Source organism: Pseudomonas sp. DCB_AW, assembly GCF_026240895.1.
In the GTDB taxonomy this organism is placed as follows: Bacteria; Pseudomonadota; Gammaproteobacteria; order Pseudomonadales; family Pseudomonadaceae; genus Aquipseudomonas; species Aquipseudomonas kermanshahensis.
This window is the reverse complement of sequence record NZ_JAPFCE010000031.1, coordinates 14629-29469: the sequence shown is the minus strand read 5'-3', so window position 1 is coordinate 29469 and position 14841 is coordinate 14629. Positions and strand designations below refer to the sequence as shown.

The 14841-nt window shown below is 61.8% G+C and carries 12 protein-coding genes; 6 read left to right on the top strand and 6 right to left on the bottom strand.

Translation table 11 applies throughout. The features are described from left to right. Positions 1 to 5 precede the first annotated feature (5 nt). From OO306_RS17300 to OO306_RS17290, 3 genes are all read left to right on the top strand, one after another. Positions 6 to 1457, top strand: coding sequence for a short-chain fatty acid transporter (locus tag OO306_RS17300; protein WP_265969436.1), 1452 nt, complete (start codon positions 6 to 8; stop codon positions 1455 to 1457). A gap of 96 nt (positions 1458 to 1553) precedes the next feature. Next, positions 1554 to 2096 (top strand): helix-turn-helix domain-containing protein, encoded by a 543-nt coding sequence (locus OO306_RS17295; protein ID WP_265969435.1) that lies wholly within the window; start codon positions 1554 to 1556, stop codon positions 2094 to 2096. A gap of 10 nt (positions 2097 to 2106) precedes the next feature. Beyond that, positions 2107 to 2883 carry an AraC family transcriptional regulator gene (locus OO306_RS17290; RefSeq protein ID WP_265969434.1) on the top strand — a complete coding sequence of 259 codons (777 nt, stop codon included), beginning with the start codon at positions 2107 to 2109 and terminating at the stop codon, positions 2881 to 2883. A 151-nt stretch (positions 2884 to 3034) separates the two neighbouring features. Here OO306_RS17290 and OO306_RS17285 read toward each other — a convergent pair whose 3' ends face one another. Beyond that, entirely contained in the window at positions 3035 to 3616 is a 582-nt protein-coding gene (locus OO306_RS17285) for a LysE family translocator (RefSeq protein ID WP_265969433.1), read from the bottom strand. Between the two features lie 250 nt (positions 3617 to 3866). On the opposite strand from OO306_RS17285, the gene OO306_RS17280 reads away from it, so the two are divergent. Beyond that, the gene (locus OO306_RS17280) at positions 3867 to 5438 is read left to right on the top strand and encodes a TerC family protein (protein ID WP_027593426.1); all 1572 of its coding nucleotides are present in this window, start codon (positions 3867 to 3869) and stop codon (positions 5436 to 5438) included. Here OO306_RS17280 and rarD read toward each other — a convergent pair. Both rarD and OO306_RS17270 read right to left on the bottom strand, forming a co-directional pair. Beyond that, positions 5401 to 6288, bottom strand: a complete 888-nt coding sequence (gene rarD / locus OO306_RS17275) for an EamA family transporter RarD (protein ID WP_027593425.1) — start codon at positions 6286 to 6288, stop codon at positions 5401 to 5403. The two genes, OO306_RS17280 and rarD, sit on opposite strands and share 38 nt — an antisense overlap. A 33-nt stretch (positions 6289 to 6321) precedes the next feature. Beyond that, on the bottom strand, positions 6322 to 7908 hold the full coding sequence (locus OO306_RS17270; RefSeq protein WP_265969432.1) for an EAL domain-containing protein: 1587 nt from the start codon (positions 7906 to 7908) through the stop codon (positions 6322 to 6324). Between the two features lie 301 nt (positions 7909 to 8209). On the opposite strand from OO306_RS17270, the gene hppD reads away from it, so the two are divergent. Continuing rightward, positions 8210 to 9286, top strand: a complete 1077-nt coding sequence (gene hppD, locus OO306_RS17265) for a 4-hydroxyphenylpyruvate dioxygenase (RefSeq protein ID WP_027593423.1) — start codon at positions 8210 to 8212, stop codon at positions 9284 to 9286. 18 nt (positions 9287 to 9304) lie between these two features. Here the strand turns inward: hppD and OO306_RS17260 are convergent, their stop codons facing one another. Beyond that, positions 9305 to 10111 (bottom strand): CSS-motif domain-containing protein, encoded by an 807-nt coding sequence (locus OO306_RS17260; protein WP_265969431.1) that lies wholly within the window; start codon positions 10109 to 10111, stop codon positions 9305 to 9307. A gap of 132 nt (positions 10112 to 10243) precedes the next feature. Then, positions 10244 to 10933, bottom strand: coding sequence for a type 1 glutamine amidotransferase domain-containing protein (locus tag OO306_RS17255; RefSeq protein WP_265969430.1), 690 nt, complete (start codon positions 10931 to 10933; stop codon positions 10244 to 10246). 151 nt (positions 10934 to 11084) lie between these two features. Here OO306_RS17255 and OO306_RS17250 point away from each other — a divergent pair, with 151 nt between their 5' ends. Beyond that, a complete protein-coding gene (locus OO306_RS17250; protein ID WP_265969429.1) occupies positions 11085 to 13157 on the top strand; it encodes a PAS domain-containing sensor histidine kinase in 2073 nt (690 codons plus the stop codon). Positions 13158 to 13163: 6 nt separating this feature from the next. Here the strand turns inward: OO306_RS17250 and OO306_RS17245 are convergent, their stop codons facing one another. Continuing rightward, complete coding sequence (locus OO306_RS17245; protein ID WP_265969428.1) at positions 13164 to 14768, bottom strand: response regulator; 1605 nt, start codon at positions 14766 to 14768, stop codon at positions 13164 to 13166. Positions 14769 to 14841: the final 73 nt, after the last annotated feature.

Below are 14841 nucleotides of genomic sequence, written 5' to 3'. Positions count from 1 at the left end.
TAGAAATGTCCGATAAAACCAATAAAAGGAAGTTGATCGTGGCCGCTGAAATCCAAGACAGCCGCTCCGCCCGCTTTGCCCTGCGCTGCTCCAACTGGGCCGAACGCTGGTTCCCTGATTCCTGGGTATTCGCTGCCCTGGCCGTCGTACTGGTGTGCGTGGGGGCCCTGGCCACGGGTGCCAAACCGACCGACACCGCCAAGGCCTTTGGTGATGGCTTCTGGAGCCTGATCCCGTTCACCATGCAGATGGCATTCGTGGTCATCGGCGGCTACGTAGTGGCCAGCTCACCGCCAGCCGCGCGGCTGATCGACCGTTTGGCACGCATCCCCAAGAACGGCCGCTCGGCCGTGTGCTGGGTGGCGCTGATCTCGATGCTGGCCTCGTTGCTCAACTGGGGCCTGTCGCTGGTGTTCGGTGGCTTGCTGGTGCGCGCCCTGGCTCGGCGCAGCGACCTGAACATGGACTACCGTGCAGCCGGTGCTGCGGCATACCTGGGCCTTGGCGCGGTATGGGCATTGGGCCTGTCGTCTTCGGCGGCGCAATTACAGGCCAACCCGGCCAGTTTGCCACCGTCGATTCTGTCGATCACCGGGGTGATTCCGTTCACCGAGACCATCTTCCTCTGGCAGTCCGGCGTCCTGCTGGCGGCGTTGGTGATCGTGTCGCTGGTGGTGGCCTATGCCACCGCGCCAGGCCCTAACAGTGCCCGTACCGCGCAACAATGCGGTGTCGACCCGAGCTTTACCGCGCCGCCACCGGCTCAGCGCAGCCGGCCCGGTGAGTGGCTGGAGTACAGCCCCATCCTGACCTTGCTGCTGGTGGCCCTGGCCGGTGGCTGGCTGTATCAGGAGTTCGCCACCAAGCCCGCCATCACGGCCATCTCCGGGCTGAACACCTACAACTTCCTGTTCATCATGCTGGGTGCCTTGTTGCACTGGCGCCCGCGCAGCTTCCTCGATGCTGTGGCCCGCGCGGTGCCGACCACCACCGGGGTGCTGATCCAGTTCCCGCTGTATGGCTCGATTGCGGCGGTCCTTACACAGGTCAAAGGGGTGGACGAACAGACGCTGGCCCATCACATCTCCACCTTCTTCGTGCAGATCGCCTCCCACGACACCTACGCGGTGCTGATGGGGGTGTACTCGGCTGTGCTCGGCTTCTTCATCCCTTCGGGCGGTGGCAAGTGGATCATCGAGGCGCCCTACGTGATGCTGGTGGCTAACGACCTGCAATACCACCTGGGCTGGGCAGTGCAGATCTACAACGCCGCCGAGGCGCTGCCGAACCTGATCAACCCGTTTTACATGCTGCCGTTGTTGGGGGTACTGGGCCTCAAGGCGCGCGACCTGATCGGCTTCTCGTTCGTGCAGTTGCTGGTGCATGCGCCCCTGGTGCTGGTGCTGCTGTGGGCACTGGGCACAACCTTGCAGTACGTGCCGCCCGTGATGCCTTGAGAATTTGCCCGGTCAAGGCCAGCATTTCGCGCGCACTCCACGTATCATCGGTGTGCGCAAGCCTTGCATCTGCCTTCGCCTGGGAAACTGCTTCACATGTCGATCCGATTGAAACTGCTGAGAAAGAAACTGGGTATCACCCTGGAAGTGCTGGCCGACAAGACCGGCATGACCAAAAGCTACCTGTCCAAGGTCGAGCGCGGCTTGAACACGCCGTCGATCGCTGCCGCGCTGAAACTGGCGCGGGCGCTGAACGTCAATGTCGAAGAGCTGTTCGCTGAAGAACACACCGCGCAGAGCCGTTACAGCCTGGTGCGCCACGATGAACGCCAGGCGCTGGTGGGCGACGGCGAAGGGCCGGGCTATGCGGCGCTGACCAGCCAGGTAGGGCAGCGCAGCCTGCTGCCGTTTCTGATTCAGCCGCCCACCGAGTTCAGTGACCCGACGTTCAAGGAACACCAGGGCGAGGAGTTTCTGTTCGTCCATGCGGGGCAGGTTGAGGTCGATTTCGTGAATGAACGGGTGCTGCTGGAGCAGGGCGACGCCTTGCATTTCAACGCCCAGACACCTCACCGCTTGCGTTCGGTCGGGCCGCGCCCGGCGCAGTTGCTGGTGGTGGTACACGACAACGGCGAATGAGGGCAGGGCGATGATCGAGGTGTCGCGGTTCTGGCGCGATCCGGCATTGCCCTTTGTTGAGGCTCGGCGGGTCGGGGACGGGCGCCAGGTGTGTTATGCCGCCCATTCCCATGAGAGCTTTTCCATCGGGGCCATCACCGGTGGGCGCAGCACCTACCTGAGCGGTGACAGCCGGATCGAAGTCAGCGCCGGCACCACGGTGTTGATGAACCCAGGGGTGGTGCACACGTGCAACCCCATCGAGGGCGAGGCGTGGTCCTACCTGATGCTGTTCGTTGACGTAGCGTGGTTGCAGAGGCTCGGCTTCCAGTTGCCGGCGCAGGTTGTCAGTACCTCGCCGGCCCTCTACAGCGCCTTGCTGCAGGTGTTTGCCGACCTGTTCGACGACAACCTGGGTGATCGCGAAGCGCGGCTTGCGGCGTTCTTCCAGAAGCTGTCGAGCGTGCTGGGTGGCGAGCCTGGGGCACCCAAGCCGGATCATCCTCGGCTGGAAGCCGCTGCGGCCTTCATCCGCGCACACCGTACCGACCCGCTAGACCTTGAAGACATCTGCCAAGCCTGCGGCTTGTCCCGCGCCTACCTGATCCGCGCGTTTCGCCAGCGTTTTGGGCTGACGCCCCACGACTACCTGCTTGACCAGCGTGTGCAGTGCGCGCGCGCGCAACTGCGCCAGGGCAGCTCGATTGCCGACGCAGCCCTGGCAGCGGGCTTCGCCGACCAGGCGCACCTGCAGCGTGCCTTCAAGCGGCATTTGGCTGCGACGCCGGGGCATTATCGCAAGCGATAACTTAGGGCCGCTGCGCGACCCATCGCCGGCAAGCCAGCTCCTACAGAGGTAGCGCATTTCTTGAGATGAACTCACACCTGTGGGAGCTGGCTTGCCGGCGATGGGTCGCGCAGCGGCCCCTTTGGCCCTGACTGACAGGCTTGAACCCGCATCACCTGACCAGGTAAACCGCGCTGCCCACCAGCAATAAGGCCAGCCCCCGGTTCAACAAACGCATGCGCCCCGGGTTGCCCAGGCATTGGCGAATCACACTGCCAGCCCATGCCCAACTGGCCACCGAGGCGAAACAGATCGGCCCATAGATCCAGGTGAACAACCACAACAGTTGCTGGTCGCCCCCTGTGTAGGCGCCGACACCTGCCACCGCCGCCAACCATGCCTTGGGGTTGAGCCACTGCATGGCCGCGCCCTGCCAGGCAGACGGGGCGCGCTGTGCATGATCGCTGCCCAAGCGGCCATCGTCGCGGGCCAGCTTCCACGCCATGTACAGCAAAAACGCGACACCTCCCCAGTGCAGCAGCAAACCCAAAAGCGGCCAGCGCAACAGCAGTTCATGCAGGCCCAGCCCAACCAGTACCAGCAACAGGCAGAACCCCAGCGTGGCTCCGGCCACGTGGGCCAGGCTTGCGCGCAAGCCATGCCGGGCACCGCTGCCCAGCGCGACAATGTTGACTGGGCCAGGAGAAATCGAGGCGGCCAGCGCAAAGGCGGCCATGGACAAAGACAGGCTCATGGGGGTAATCCAAGTGGTGGAAGTTGAGGCTATTCTTCAGGCGCAGGGCGTCAGGTGTATTGAATGAAAATCCCCTGTTACAGGTTTTGTAATAGTTTCTCACTGTCAGAAAAACTGGCTGTGATTGTAGGATCTCTTACCCAATTTCTATTCAGGTACCTATGAGCACCTTCGCGGAACCCCCCTGTCCTTGGCCTTCTCGGCCGCCTTTCACCTGTCCTTGTGACGCTTCCCTCGTGAGTACCCGCTAATGGAATGGCTAGCCGACCCCACGGCCTGGCTAGGCCTGTTGACGCTTATCGTCCTCGAGCTGGTGCTGGGTATCGACAACCTCGTGTTCATCGCCATCCTGGCCGACAAACTGCCGCCGCATCAGCGTGACCGTGCGCGGATCATCGGTTTGAGCCTGGCGCTGATCATGCGCCTGGGCCTGTTGGCGAGTATCTCGTGGATGGTGACGCTGACCGCGCCGCTGTTCGAGGTATTCGGCAAGAGCTTCTCGGGCCGTGACCTGATCATGCTGTTCGGCGGTGTGTTCCTGCTGTTCAAGGCCACCATGGAGCTGCACGAACGGCTTGAAGGGCATGTCACCCAGGCCAGCGGTGCGGTACGCCACGCGGCGTTCTGGCCGATCGTCGCGCAGATCGTGGTGCTCGATGCGGTGTTCTCGCTGGACGCTGTGATCACGGCCGTGGGCATGGTCGAGCAGTTGTCGATCATGATGATCGCGGTGATCTTCTCAATCGGCATCATGATTGTCGCCAGCAAGCCGCTGACCCGCTTCGTCAACGCCCACCCGACGGTGATCATGCTGTGCCTGGGCTTCCTGATGATGATCGGTTTCAGCCTGACCGCCGAAGGCCTGGGCTTCCATATCCCGAAAGGCTACCTGTATGCGGCCATCGGCTTCTCTATCCTTATCGAAGTGTTCAACCAGCTGGCCCGTGCGCGCCGCAAGCGCAGCCTGCAGCAGCACAAGCCACTGCGTGAGCGCACGGCCCATGCGGTACTGCGCCTGCTGGGCGGCCGTCGGGTCGAGGCTGACGAGGTCGGGGAAGAAATCGCCGACCTGGTCGAGGGCGGTGGCGAAGAGGTGCTGTTCGACCGCCGTGAGCGGGTGATGATCAGCGGTGTGCTGAACCTTGCCGAGCGGCCGATCCGCACGGTGATGACCGCGCGCACCGAGGTCGATGTGATTGACCTGGCGCTGCCGGCCGCAGCCATTACCGAAGCCTTGGCCAATTCGCCGTACTCGCGCCTGCCGCTGATCCGCGACGGCCGCATTGATGAACCACTGGGCTTCGTGCACAAGAAGGAGCTGCTCAAGGAACTGCTGTCAGGCAGCCAGCCAGACCTGGAGCGCATGGCCCGGGCGCCGTTGAACCTGCTGGAAAGCTTCAGCATCCTCAACGCCCTTGAGCAGATGCGCGGTCAATCGACCCATATTGCCTTCGTGGTCAACGAATTCGGTGACTTCACCGGCCTGTTGACCATGACCGATATCCTCGAGTCGATCGCCGGTGAACTGCCGGATGCGAGTGAGGTAGAAGGGCCGGGTATCGTCGAAGAAGGGGATGGCTTTGTCGTCAGCGGCGCCCTCAACCTCAGCCAGGTGCAGGCGCGTACCGGTTTCAGCGCGCGTGCCACCGAGGACTACCAGACCCTCGCGGGCCTGGTGATGAGCTTGCTGGACCGCCTGCCGATGGTCGGGGATCGCCTGGCCTGGAATGGCTGGACGCTGACCGTGGAGGCAGTTGAGGAGCGGCGTGTGCGCCAGGTGCGGCTTATACCGAGCGGCGACGCTGACGCAGCAGGTGCTTGAAGCCTTCGAGCACCAGCACCAGCACTGCGGCCCAGATCGGCAGGTAGGTCAGCCACTGATCTGGGCCGATGCTCTCACCCAGCAGCAGGGCCACGCCCACCAGCAATACCGGCTCGACGTAGCTGAGCAAGCCGAACAGGCTGAACGGCAACAGGCGGCTGGCCAACACGTAGGCGATCAGGGCCGAGGCGCTGATCGCCCCCAGCACCGGGATCAAGGCGTAAAGGCCGGGGTGCGCCTGCAGGTCCGCAGGTGACAACGGCCCTTGGATCACGAAGTACAGGGCCCACGGCAACAGCAGGCACATGTCGCACCACAAACCGCCCAGGTGGTCGGTGCGGCAGCGTCGGCGCAGCACGAAGTAGATCGGGTAACCGATCATCACCACCAGAGTTTCCCAGGCGAAGCTGCCATGTTGGTACAGCTCGTGCCCGACACCCAGCGCAGCGCAGCACACGGCGATTTTCTGCAAGTGCGACAGGCGCTCGCCGTAGACCAGGCGCCCGGTCAAGACCATGGTCAGTGGCAGCAGGAAGTAGCCCATCGACACCTCCAGGCTACGCCCGTGCAACGGCGCCCAGAGGAACAGCCACAGTTGCACCCCCATCAGCCAGGACGTACCGACCATCCCCAGCAGCAGCACCGGGGTACGCCGTACCCGCCCCAGCAGCTCACCAACACGCTGCCAGTCCTTGGAAACCAGCATGAACAGCGTCAGGCAAGGCAGCGTCAGCAGCGTACGCCAGCCAAAGATTTCCTCACCATCGAGCGGCGTGAGCAGGGAGGTATAGAAGTACATCACGGCGAACAAGCACGACGCCATGACTGATGAAAGGATGCCTTTTGACACGAATGCCTCGAATGGGAGAGTTGGGCGGCTGGATCAGCCGCGCATGATCTCAGGGGGCGCGTCCTGCGGCAACCGCGAGACGCCTTGGCGAGCGGCCAGCGCTTCGAGGAACGCCTCGGCCGGCATGGGCTTGGCGAACAGGTAGCCTTGCTGGAAGTCGACGTTATGCCGGGCCAGGTAGTCGCGCTGGGTCTCGGTTTCGACGCCTTCGGCGACGATCCCCAGGCCCAGCTTGCCCGACAGCTCGATAATGGTGTCGAGGATGTGCAACGACAGTGCGTCACCCCCGACCATGGCAACGAAGCTTTGGTCGATCTTCAGGTAATCGACCTTGAACTGGCGCAGGTAGTTGAGGCTCGACTGGCCCGTGCCGAAATCGTCCAACGCAATCATCACGCCCATTTCATGCAGCTTCTCGAACAGGTCCAGGGTCACCGGCGTGGCTTCGATCAGCTTGCGCTCGGTCAGTTCCAGGGTCAGCGCCACACGGCCTGGCGGGAAGTGCTGAAGAAAGGTCCGGCAATCGTCGAGCAGGCTCAGGTCGCGGCAATGGTCAGCGGTGATGTTGATGCCAATGTGGAAGCCATCCTCCAGCAGCGCGGCATACGGTGCCAGGCTCTGCGCAGTGTGCAGCATCAATGCGCGGGTCATGGCGACGATCTGGCCGCTATGCTCGGCGTAGGGGATGAACAGGTCGGGGCGCACCAGGCCTTCGCGGGGGTGGTTCCAGCGCATCAGCACTTCGGCACCGGCCCACTGGTAATCACCCTTGCGTACCACCGGCTGGAAGTACGGCAGAAACTCGTCGGCCTCCAGGGCGCGCTGCAGTTCGGCACGCGGCGAAGTGGCGCGGCGGACCTGCCAGTGGCACACCGCCCCGGCCACCGCACCGAGTATCAGCAGCAGGCTGAGCAAGGCGGGGTAGTGGCTGAGCAGCAGTTGGCCTTGCTTGTCGGCGCCATAGCCGCCGTACACGCTGAACGGGTAGCGGGTCGAGCTCAACGTCACCGCGGCAGTCGCTGCCGTGGGCGGCGAGCCTTCGTGAACAGCACCGTCCTTGCCCATCCAATCGTTACCGACACGGATCTGCAGCGTTTCGTCCGGGCCGATCAGGCGCAGTGCCGTGAGCAAGTGGTCGCCATCGACGGTAGTGATCGCGCCGCGGTCGCCGTCGCTGGCCCGATACACCAGCAGCGCGTGGCCCGGCGTTACCGAGTTGCCATTCATCAACCACAGCGTGCCGTTGGCGTAGTCGCCAGCGTCGACGGCCTCATCAAACTCACCGAACAGCGAGGAGCAATACAGCGTGTTGTGCTGGAACAGGTTGGTGGAGCGCACAAAGGCGTTACGCGTGACCTGGCCGCGCAGGGCCAGTTGCACCTGCGCGCACGGGTCGCCTGCCAACGGCAGCAGCGCTTGTGCCGTACTGGACGCCGTGTCGAGAATACGCTCGACATGGTCAATCACCTGAGCGGCAGTAGCATGGCTGTTGGCATGCAGTTCACGGTCGATCTGCCAGTTCATCACCCCCAGGCCGCAGGCCACCGGGAGCACGCCGATCGCCCAAGGCAGCAGGGTGCGCCAACTCCAGCCGGCGCGGCGTTTACGGGTGAGGGGCATACTGGCCTAATCTGTTGAAGAGAACGTGCAGAGGATAGCCGTTTGTCGGGGGCGCGGGCGAACTAAAGCGCGACAAACCGATTTACGCACTGTAGAATCCAGTTACGAATACAACAATAAGGTTCTCCACATTCGGGAGAATCAAGCCCGCCGAGAATGGGTCCATATGACAAACCATGGGTTCAAACTGATCATTGGTGGCTTCCTCGCTCGCAGCGTGCGTGGCATCCCGTGCTCACCGCCTGTTCTGTTCTACATCCCCGGAAATCACTAATTTTTCGCTGTAGATGAGGACAAGAACATGGCTGATATTTTCGAAAATCCAATGGGCCTGATGGGCTTCGAGTTCATCGAGCTGGCATCGCCGACCCCAGGTGTGCTCGAGCCGGTTTTCCAGATACTCGGTTTCACCAAGGTCGCCACCCACCGCTCCAAAGACGTGCACCTGTACCGTCAGGGCGGCATCAACCTTATTCTGAACAACGAACCCAAGAGCATCGCCTCGTATTTTGCCGCCGAACACGGCCCGTCGGTCTGTGGCATGGCGTTCCGCGTTCGCAATGCTCACGAAGCCTATGCCCGCGCGCTCGAACTTGGCGCTCAGCCTGTCGAAATCGAAACCGGCCCGATGGAGCTGCGCCTGCCCGCAATCAAGGGCATCGGTGGCGCGCCGCTGTACCTGATCGACCGCTTTGAAGAAGGCAGCTCGATCTACGACATCGACTTCAACTTCATCGAAGGCGTAGACCGCAACCCGGTGGGCGCAGGCCTGAAGATCATCGATCACCTGACCCATAACGTTTACCGTGGGCGCATGGCCTACTGGGCAGGGTTCTACGAGAAGCTGTTCAACTTCCGCGAGATCCGCTACTTCGATATCAAGGGCGAGTACACCGGCCTGACCTCGCGTGCCATGACCGCACCCGATGGCATGATCCGCATCCCGCTCAACGAAGAATCGTCCAAAGGCGCCGGGCAGATCGAAGAGTTCCTGATGCAGTTCAACGGCGAAGGCATTCAGCACGTGGCCTTCCTGACCGACGACCTGCTCAAGACCTGGGATGCCCTGAAGGGCATCGGCATGCGCTTCATGACCCCGCCGCCGCAGACCTACTACGAGATGCTCGAAGAGCGCCTGCCAGGTCACGGTGAACCTGTCGACCAACTGCAAGCGCGCGGCATCCTGCTCGACGGCGCTGCAGAACAGGGCGACAAGCGTTTGCTGCTGCAAATCTTCTCGGAGACCTTGCTTGGGCCGGTATTCTTCGAGTTCATCCAGCGCAAGGGTGATGATGGCTTTGGCGAAGGTAACTTCAAGGCCCTGTTCGAATCCATCGAACGGGACCAGGTTCGCCGCGGTGTATTGAGCACCGATTGATAGGTGCTGGTACCGCCGTCATGCCGCTTCGGCGGCGGTACCACGCTTGTTGCGACGCGCCCTGAACAAGCCCCAGTAGACGATCGAGCCGGTCACGATGCCTACCAGTACCAGGGAAGGCAGGACCTGCAACATCGATTGGCGGATTTCTTGCGCCGTATAGCCTCTGGCATAACCGCCCCTCACCGCATACCCATACTTCTCGGAGATTGCCCTTTGGGCATACTCGGGCTGCGAAGGCCGATGCGGGTCGCGGCTGTCTCCATGGCTCCAGATGTATTGGTCGCCGAACTCCAGAAGCAGTGTCAGGCCATCCTGAAAGGCCCGCAGCTCGTTGCGCAGTTCAGTGGCATAGCCTGTCACGATCACGCTCGGGTTGTTGCCCGGTTCCTGAAAGTGGGTCACCAGCGTAGTGGGTAATGCTGGCGAGTCGAGCGCGAGTTCAACCTGTTGCCCGGACTGGGCGAAGGCCGAAAGATGGTCGAGGGAGTCCGAGTGGGTGCTGCAATACGCTTCCTGGTCGCGCACCAAGGTCAACGCGCGTAGCAAGGGGTCACGGGTTACCTGATCCTGCAGGGTGCTGTGGACTTCGGCGCACGCCTTGCCTGCAACAGGCTGGGCGAGGATAACGGTGCTTTGCATGCGGTCCAGCACTTTATCGATGGTGAATACCGCTTCCTGGACGGAGATCTGTGCGTTTTCCTCCAGCTTTTTCTCCAGCTGAAACACCATGACCAGCAACCCGGACACCACCGGCACCAGCCCGATGGCCATGATGAGCAGCAATTCCAGCAAACTGCGCCCGGCATGCATGATTTTCGACATAGCCTATTGTTCTCCAGTCTGATGCTGCCCGTGGTGGGCAGGTAGTCTGGGAGCCTATGTAATCAATTGCGTGTCGGATGTAGTCCGCGTGCGGCCCGCGCTTCGAGAAACGATGTAATCACGCGTAAGCCGTCACTTTGCCTCGAGTCTTGCGAGTACCTTTTCAGCCAACGTTGCAGTGGAATCTGGGTTTTGCCCAGTAATCAGCCGATCGTCGCTCACCACGTAAGGTTTCCACGGGTCATCGTGCTTGCTGTAAATACCGCCCCGAGCAACCAGTTCGTTTTCGGTGAGAAAAGGCACAACCTTGTCCAGTTCCACCAGTTGTTCCTCAATGTTGGAAAAACCGGTGACCTGACGGTCTTTCAGCAGCAGGCTGTTGTCACTGAGCTTGATGTTCAAAAGGCCGACAACGCCGTGGCAAACGGCCGCCACAATGCCTTTATTCTCATAGATTTTGCGCGCGATCTCTTGCAGCGGCTGGTTATTGGCAAAGTCGTACATCACCCCGTGCCCACCGGTGTAATAGATGACGCTGTAGTCGTCAGCCTTGACCAGCCCCGGGCTGAGTGTGGCACCCAGACGTGTCATGAAGTCCTTGTCGTCGTACCACGCCCAGTCCAGATCGGGTGCCATTTGCAGGCTGTGCGGGTCGATCGGCACGTAGCCGCCGCGGGGGCTGACATAATCGACGCTGTAGCCTGCGTTCTGGACCTTTTCGACAAAATGCACAGCCTCGCCCAACCACAGCCCGGTTGCCCGTTTGAGGGTCGGGTACTTGGCCGTATTGGTCAGCACTACCAGCATCTTCTTCTTGCTCATGACCACACTCCCATCGGCAACCTAAAGGGACCGCTATTCCATGGCTCAGTGGAAAACCTAATCAGCATAGCTGCCACCTGCCGGTACGCCATAAATGCAGCGCATGCTGTGCTAACGTGAACAACGTCGCCACCCATCAGCCATTGGAGTCATGAGATTGGTCGCAAACGGTACCCCGCGCGAAGTTGAGCCGCAGGTCACCCTGCTGGCGTCCAACCCAGCATCAGCTGATCCCATGGGCGAACGCATTGCCCAATTCGATTGGGGCCGTACGTCGCTAGGGCCGCTGCCACGCTGGCCGGCCTCGCTGCGCATTGCCGTCGACATGATGCAAGTGTCGCCATTCCCGTGTGCGGTGGTGTGGGGGGCGGACCTGAGCGTGGTCCATAACGACGCCTATCGGATGCTCCGGGGCGGTGGCCAGGATGCATTGGGGCAGGCGTTCGACGTGCTCTGGAACGATGCCTGGCAGGGCATGGGACCTTGGGTGTACAAGGCGCTTGAAGGCCGTTCGAGTTTCGTCGAAGACCCGCCGCTGCGGATCGAGCGTGGCAACGTCACCGACCCCTTGTGGTGTGCCTTCGGCTACTCGCCGATTCGGGACGAGCAGGGTGGCGTTGCAGGTTTTCTGCACACGGTCATCGAAACCAAGGCCAGTGCCGAGGCGCACCATCATTGGCGCGAGCAGGCGACGGCTTTTGAAAAACAGCTCCAACGCTACATGGCCGACCGGGAGCAGATCTGGCAATTGTCCCGCGATGCCATGATGATTGTTACCCGTGAGCTGACGCTGCACTCCGCCAACCCCGCCTGGCATCGCATCCTGGGCTGGAGTGAGGCGTTGGTACCGAACATGTCGATACTGGAGCTGATCCACCCAGCGGACCGCGCTGAAGTGCAGGTGGCGGTCTCGAGCTTTGTGCAGGGTCAGGAGGCTGAACAGATCGATATCCGCCTGCGCCACCAGGACGGCCACTACCGCTGGTTTAGCTGGTCCGCTAAATTCGATGGCAACTTACTGACCGCCGTCGGCCGCGACATCACCGCAGACCGCGAAGAAGCCACACGCCAGTCCGAGGCCTTGTTGCGCAACAGTGAGCGCCTGGAGGTGGTTGGCCAACTGGCAGGCGGCATGGCCCATGAAATGAACAACTTGCTGTCAGGCATCGGTGGCAGCCTCGAGCTGTTGCAATGCCGCTTGCTGCAAGGGCGCCTGGAGCGCATCGAGACCTATGTGGAACTGGCGCGAGACTCTGTGCAACGGGCCATGAACCTTACCCACCGGCTGTTGGCGTTTTCCAGCAACCAGCCGCTGGAGGCCAGGCCACTGAATGTCAACCGACAGCTGTCTCTGATCGAGCCCTTGCTGCAGCAGGCGCTGGGCGCGGAAATGAGCCTGCAGTGGCAGTTGGACGTCACCCCCTGGGCTGTCAGCGTCGATGTCACCCAGTTTGAAAATGCCTTGATCAACCTGTGCGCGAATGCCCGTGAAGCGTGCCTTGAGCGCGGCAGCGTCTCGATCAGAACGGTCAACGAACGCTTGGCGACGCATTTCCCGGATGAGAACGGGCTGCCGCCAGGCGACTATGTGGCCTTGCATGTTGAGGATGACGGCCACGGGATGTCGGCCGCAGAGGTCGCCAAGGCTTTTGAACCGTTCTTCACGACCAAGCCCCTGGGACGGGGATCGGGGCTTGGCCTGCCGATGGTCTATGGCTTTGTCGGGCAGTCGGGTGGCTATGTGTGGATAGAGTCGACCCAAGGCCAAGGGACGAAAGTCTCCATGCTGTTTCCGCGTAGCCTGGCGCTGGTTCCGGAAGAGCCACTGGTATGCCTGCCAAGCGTTAATCGCGCGCAAGGCCAGCGCGTGTTGTTGATCGATGACGAACTCAACTTGCGTGCACTGATGCGCGAATTTCTCACCGAGCGCGGGTTTGCCATCTGTGACGTTCAAGATGCCAATTCAGCGCTGGATCGCTTCCGCCATGACGGGCCTTTTGACCTGGTAATCACGGATATCGGCTTGCCGGGTGGGTTCAGTGGGCGGCAAGTGGCCAAGGCAATCCGCATGATTGTGCCGTCGCAGAAGATTCTGTTCATCACCGGCTACACCGACCAGCCGATCGAAGCCCAGTTGCTCGATCAGCCGGGCACCGCATTGATGCTCAAGCCGTTTGCGCTGGAGCACTTGGCGAACCAGGCCTTGCACATGCTAGACGGTTGAACCGGTTCAGGGCTTGCCAAGAATCTGCGTCACCTGCGCCTGCAATTGCTTGAGCTCGAATGGCTTGCATATGAGGTGCATGCCAGCGCCGAGGAAGCCCTCGCGAGCCATGGCCGTTTCCGCGTATCCGGTAATGAACAGCACCGGCAGGCGTGGCCGCAAGGTACGTGCGATCTCCGCCAGTTGCCGCCCATTCATGCCCGGTAGGCCAACATCGCTGACCAACAGGTCGATCCGTTGCGACGACCGCAGGATCTGCAGGGCTTCATTGGCGTTGGCGGCGGTTTGGCAGGGGAAGCCGTCTTCGCTCAGTGCCTGACACAGTAATTGGCGGACATGGGGGTCGTCTTCGACTACCAGCACATGGTGGCCCGTGCTGTCAGGCGCAGGTGCGAGGGCCGGGCGTTTGGGTATTGCCTCGCCGACGTGCCGCGGCAAGTACAGGTCGACCTGGGTGCCATGGCCGATCTTGCTCTGCAGGGTGACATGCCCATGCGACTGCTTGCTGAAGCCATACACCATAGAAAGGCCAAGGCCGATGCCCTGGCCGACGGGTTTGGTGCTGAAAAACGGCTCGAAAGCGTGTTCCAACGTGCTCTGCGACATACCCTGGCCGTTGTCGATGATGCGCAGACGCAGGTAATCACCGCTGTTCAGGGCGCCGTCGGCGAACTGCTTGGCCTCAATCTGCTGGTTGCTGGCCTCGATACGCAGCAGGCCGCCGGTGGGCATGGCTTCGCAGGCATTGAACAGCAGGTTGTCGAGGGCTTCGCGCAGTTGCCCATCATCGGCCTCCACGGCCCACAGGTCGTTGGGCACGTGCAGTTGCAGGGTCACCGAGTGGGTCAGGCCAGCGTTCAGGCGCTTCGCCTCCAGCAATGCATGCAGGTCGACCCGCTGGCTGTGCAACGATTGCCGGCTGGAAAAGGCCAGCAGCCGATGGGTCAATTTTCCTGCGCGTGACACGGCCTCCTGGCCCATGCGCAAAATGCCTTCCAGGCTGTCGCTCCGGCCTTTGCTCAAGCGTCGCTCGATCAGCTCGAAGCTACCGCCGATACTGGTCAGCAGGTTGTTGAAATCATGGGCAATGCCACCGGCCAATTGGCCGACAGCTTCCATCTTGCGAACTTGTGTGCGGGCAATCTCGTTGCTGTGCTGTTCCTGGCTGCGGGCGTCCATCCGCTGTTGCAGTGCAGACAGTTGATCGCGCGCCCGGTATTGATGGCGGCGGTTGCGCTGGGCGATACGCGCCAGCTGCAGCACTTGCCCGTCATCAAGCGGGCAGAGCAACTGCATCAGGTTGCCCTCAGGCGGCTGAGAAGGCCGGGTGGCAGTGGCGGCTAAGTCCATGATCAACAAGATGGGCAGGTCCGACCAGCTCGGCTGTTGGTCGATAAACCCCTGCAACGGCACGCTGGGGCCATTGCTGAAGTTTTGTTCAGCGATGATGACCAAGGCTGCGCCTTCGATCAGGCAGGCGTGCAGGTTGGCGATGTCGAGGGTGCACAGGCTCTCGATGCCAGCGGACGCCAGTAGACGCGCGGTATCCGCGGCAAGTTGCGGGGGTGCCAGGATCAAGGCACGTTCGTCCAGCGCCAACGAACTGGCCAAAGCGACGCTCCTGTGACAATGGGCAGGGCCAAGGCTTGGCCTGCCACCGGTGGTTCGATACTCACTGGACCAC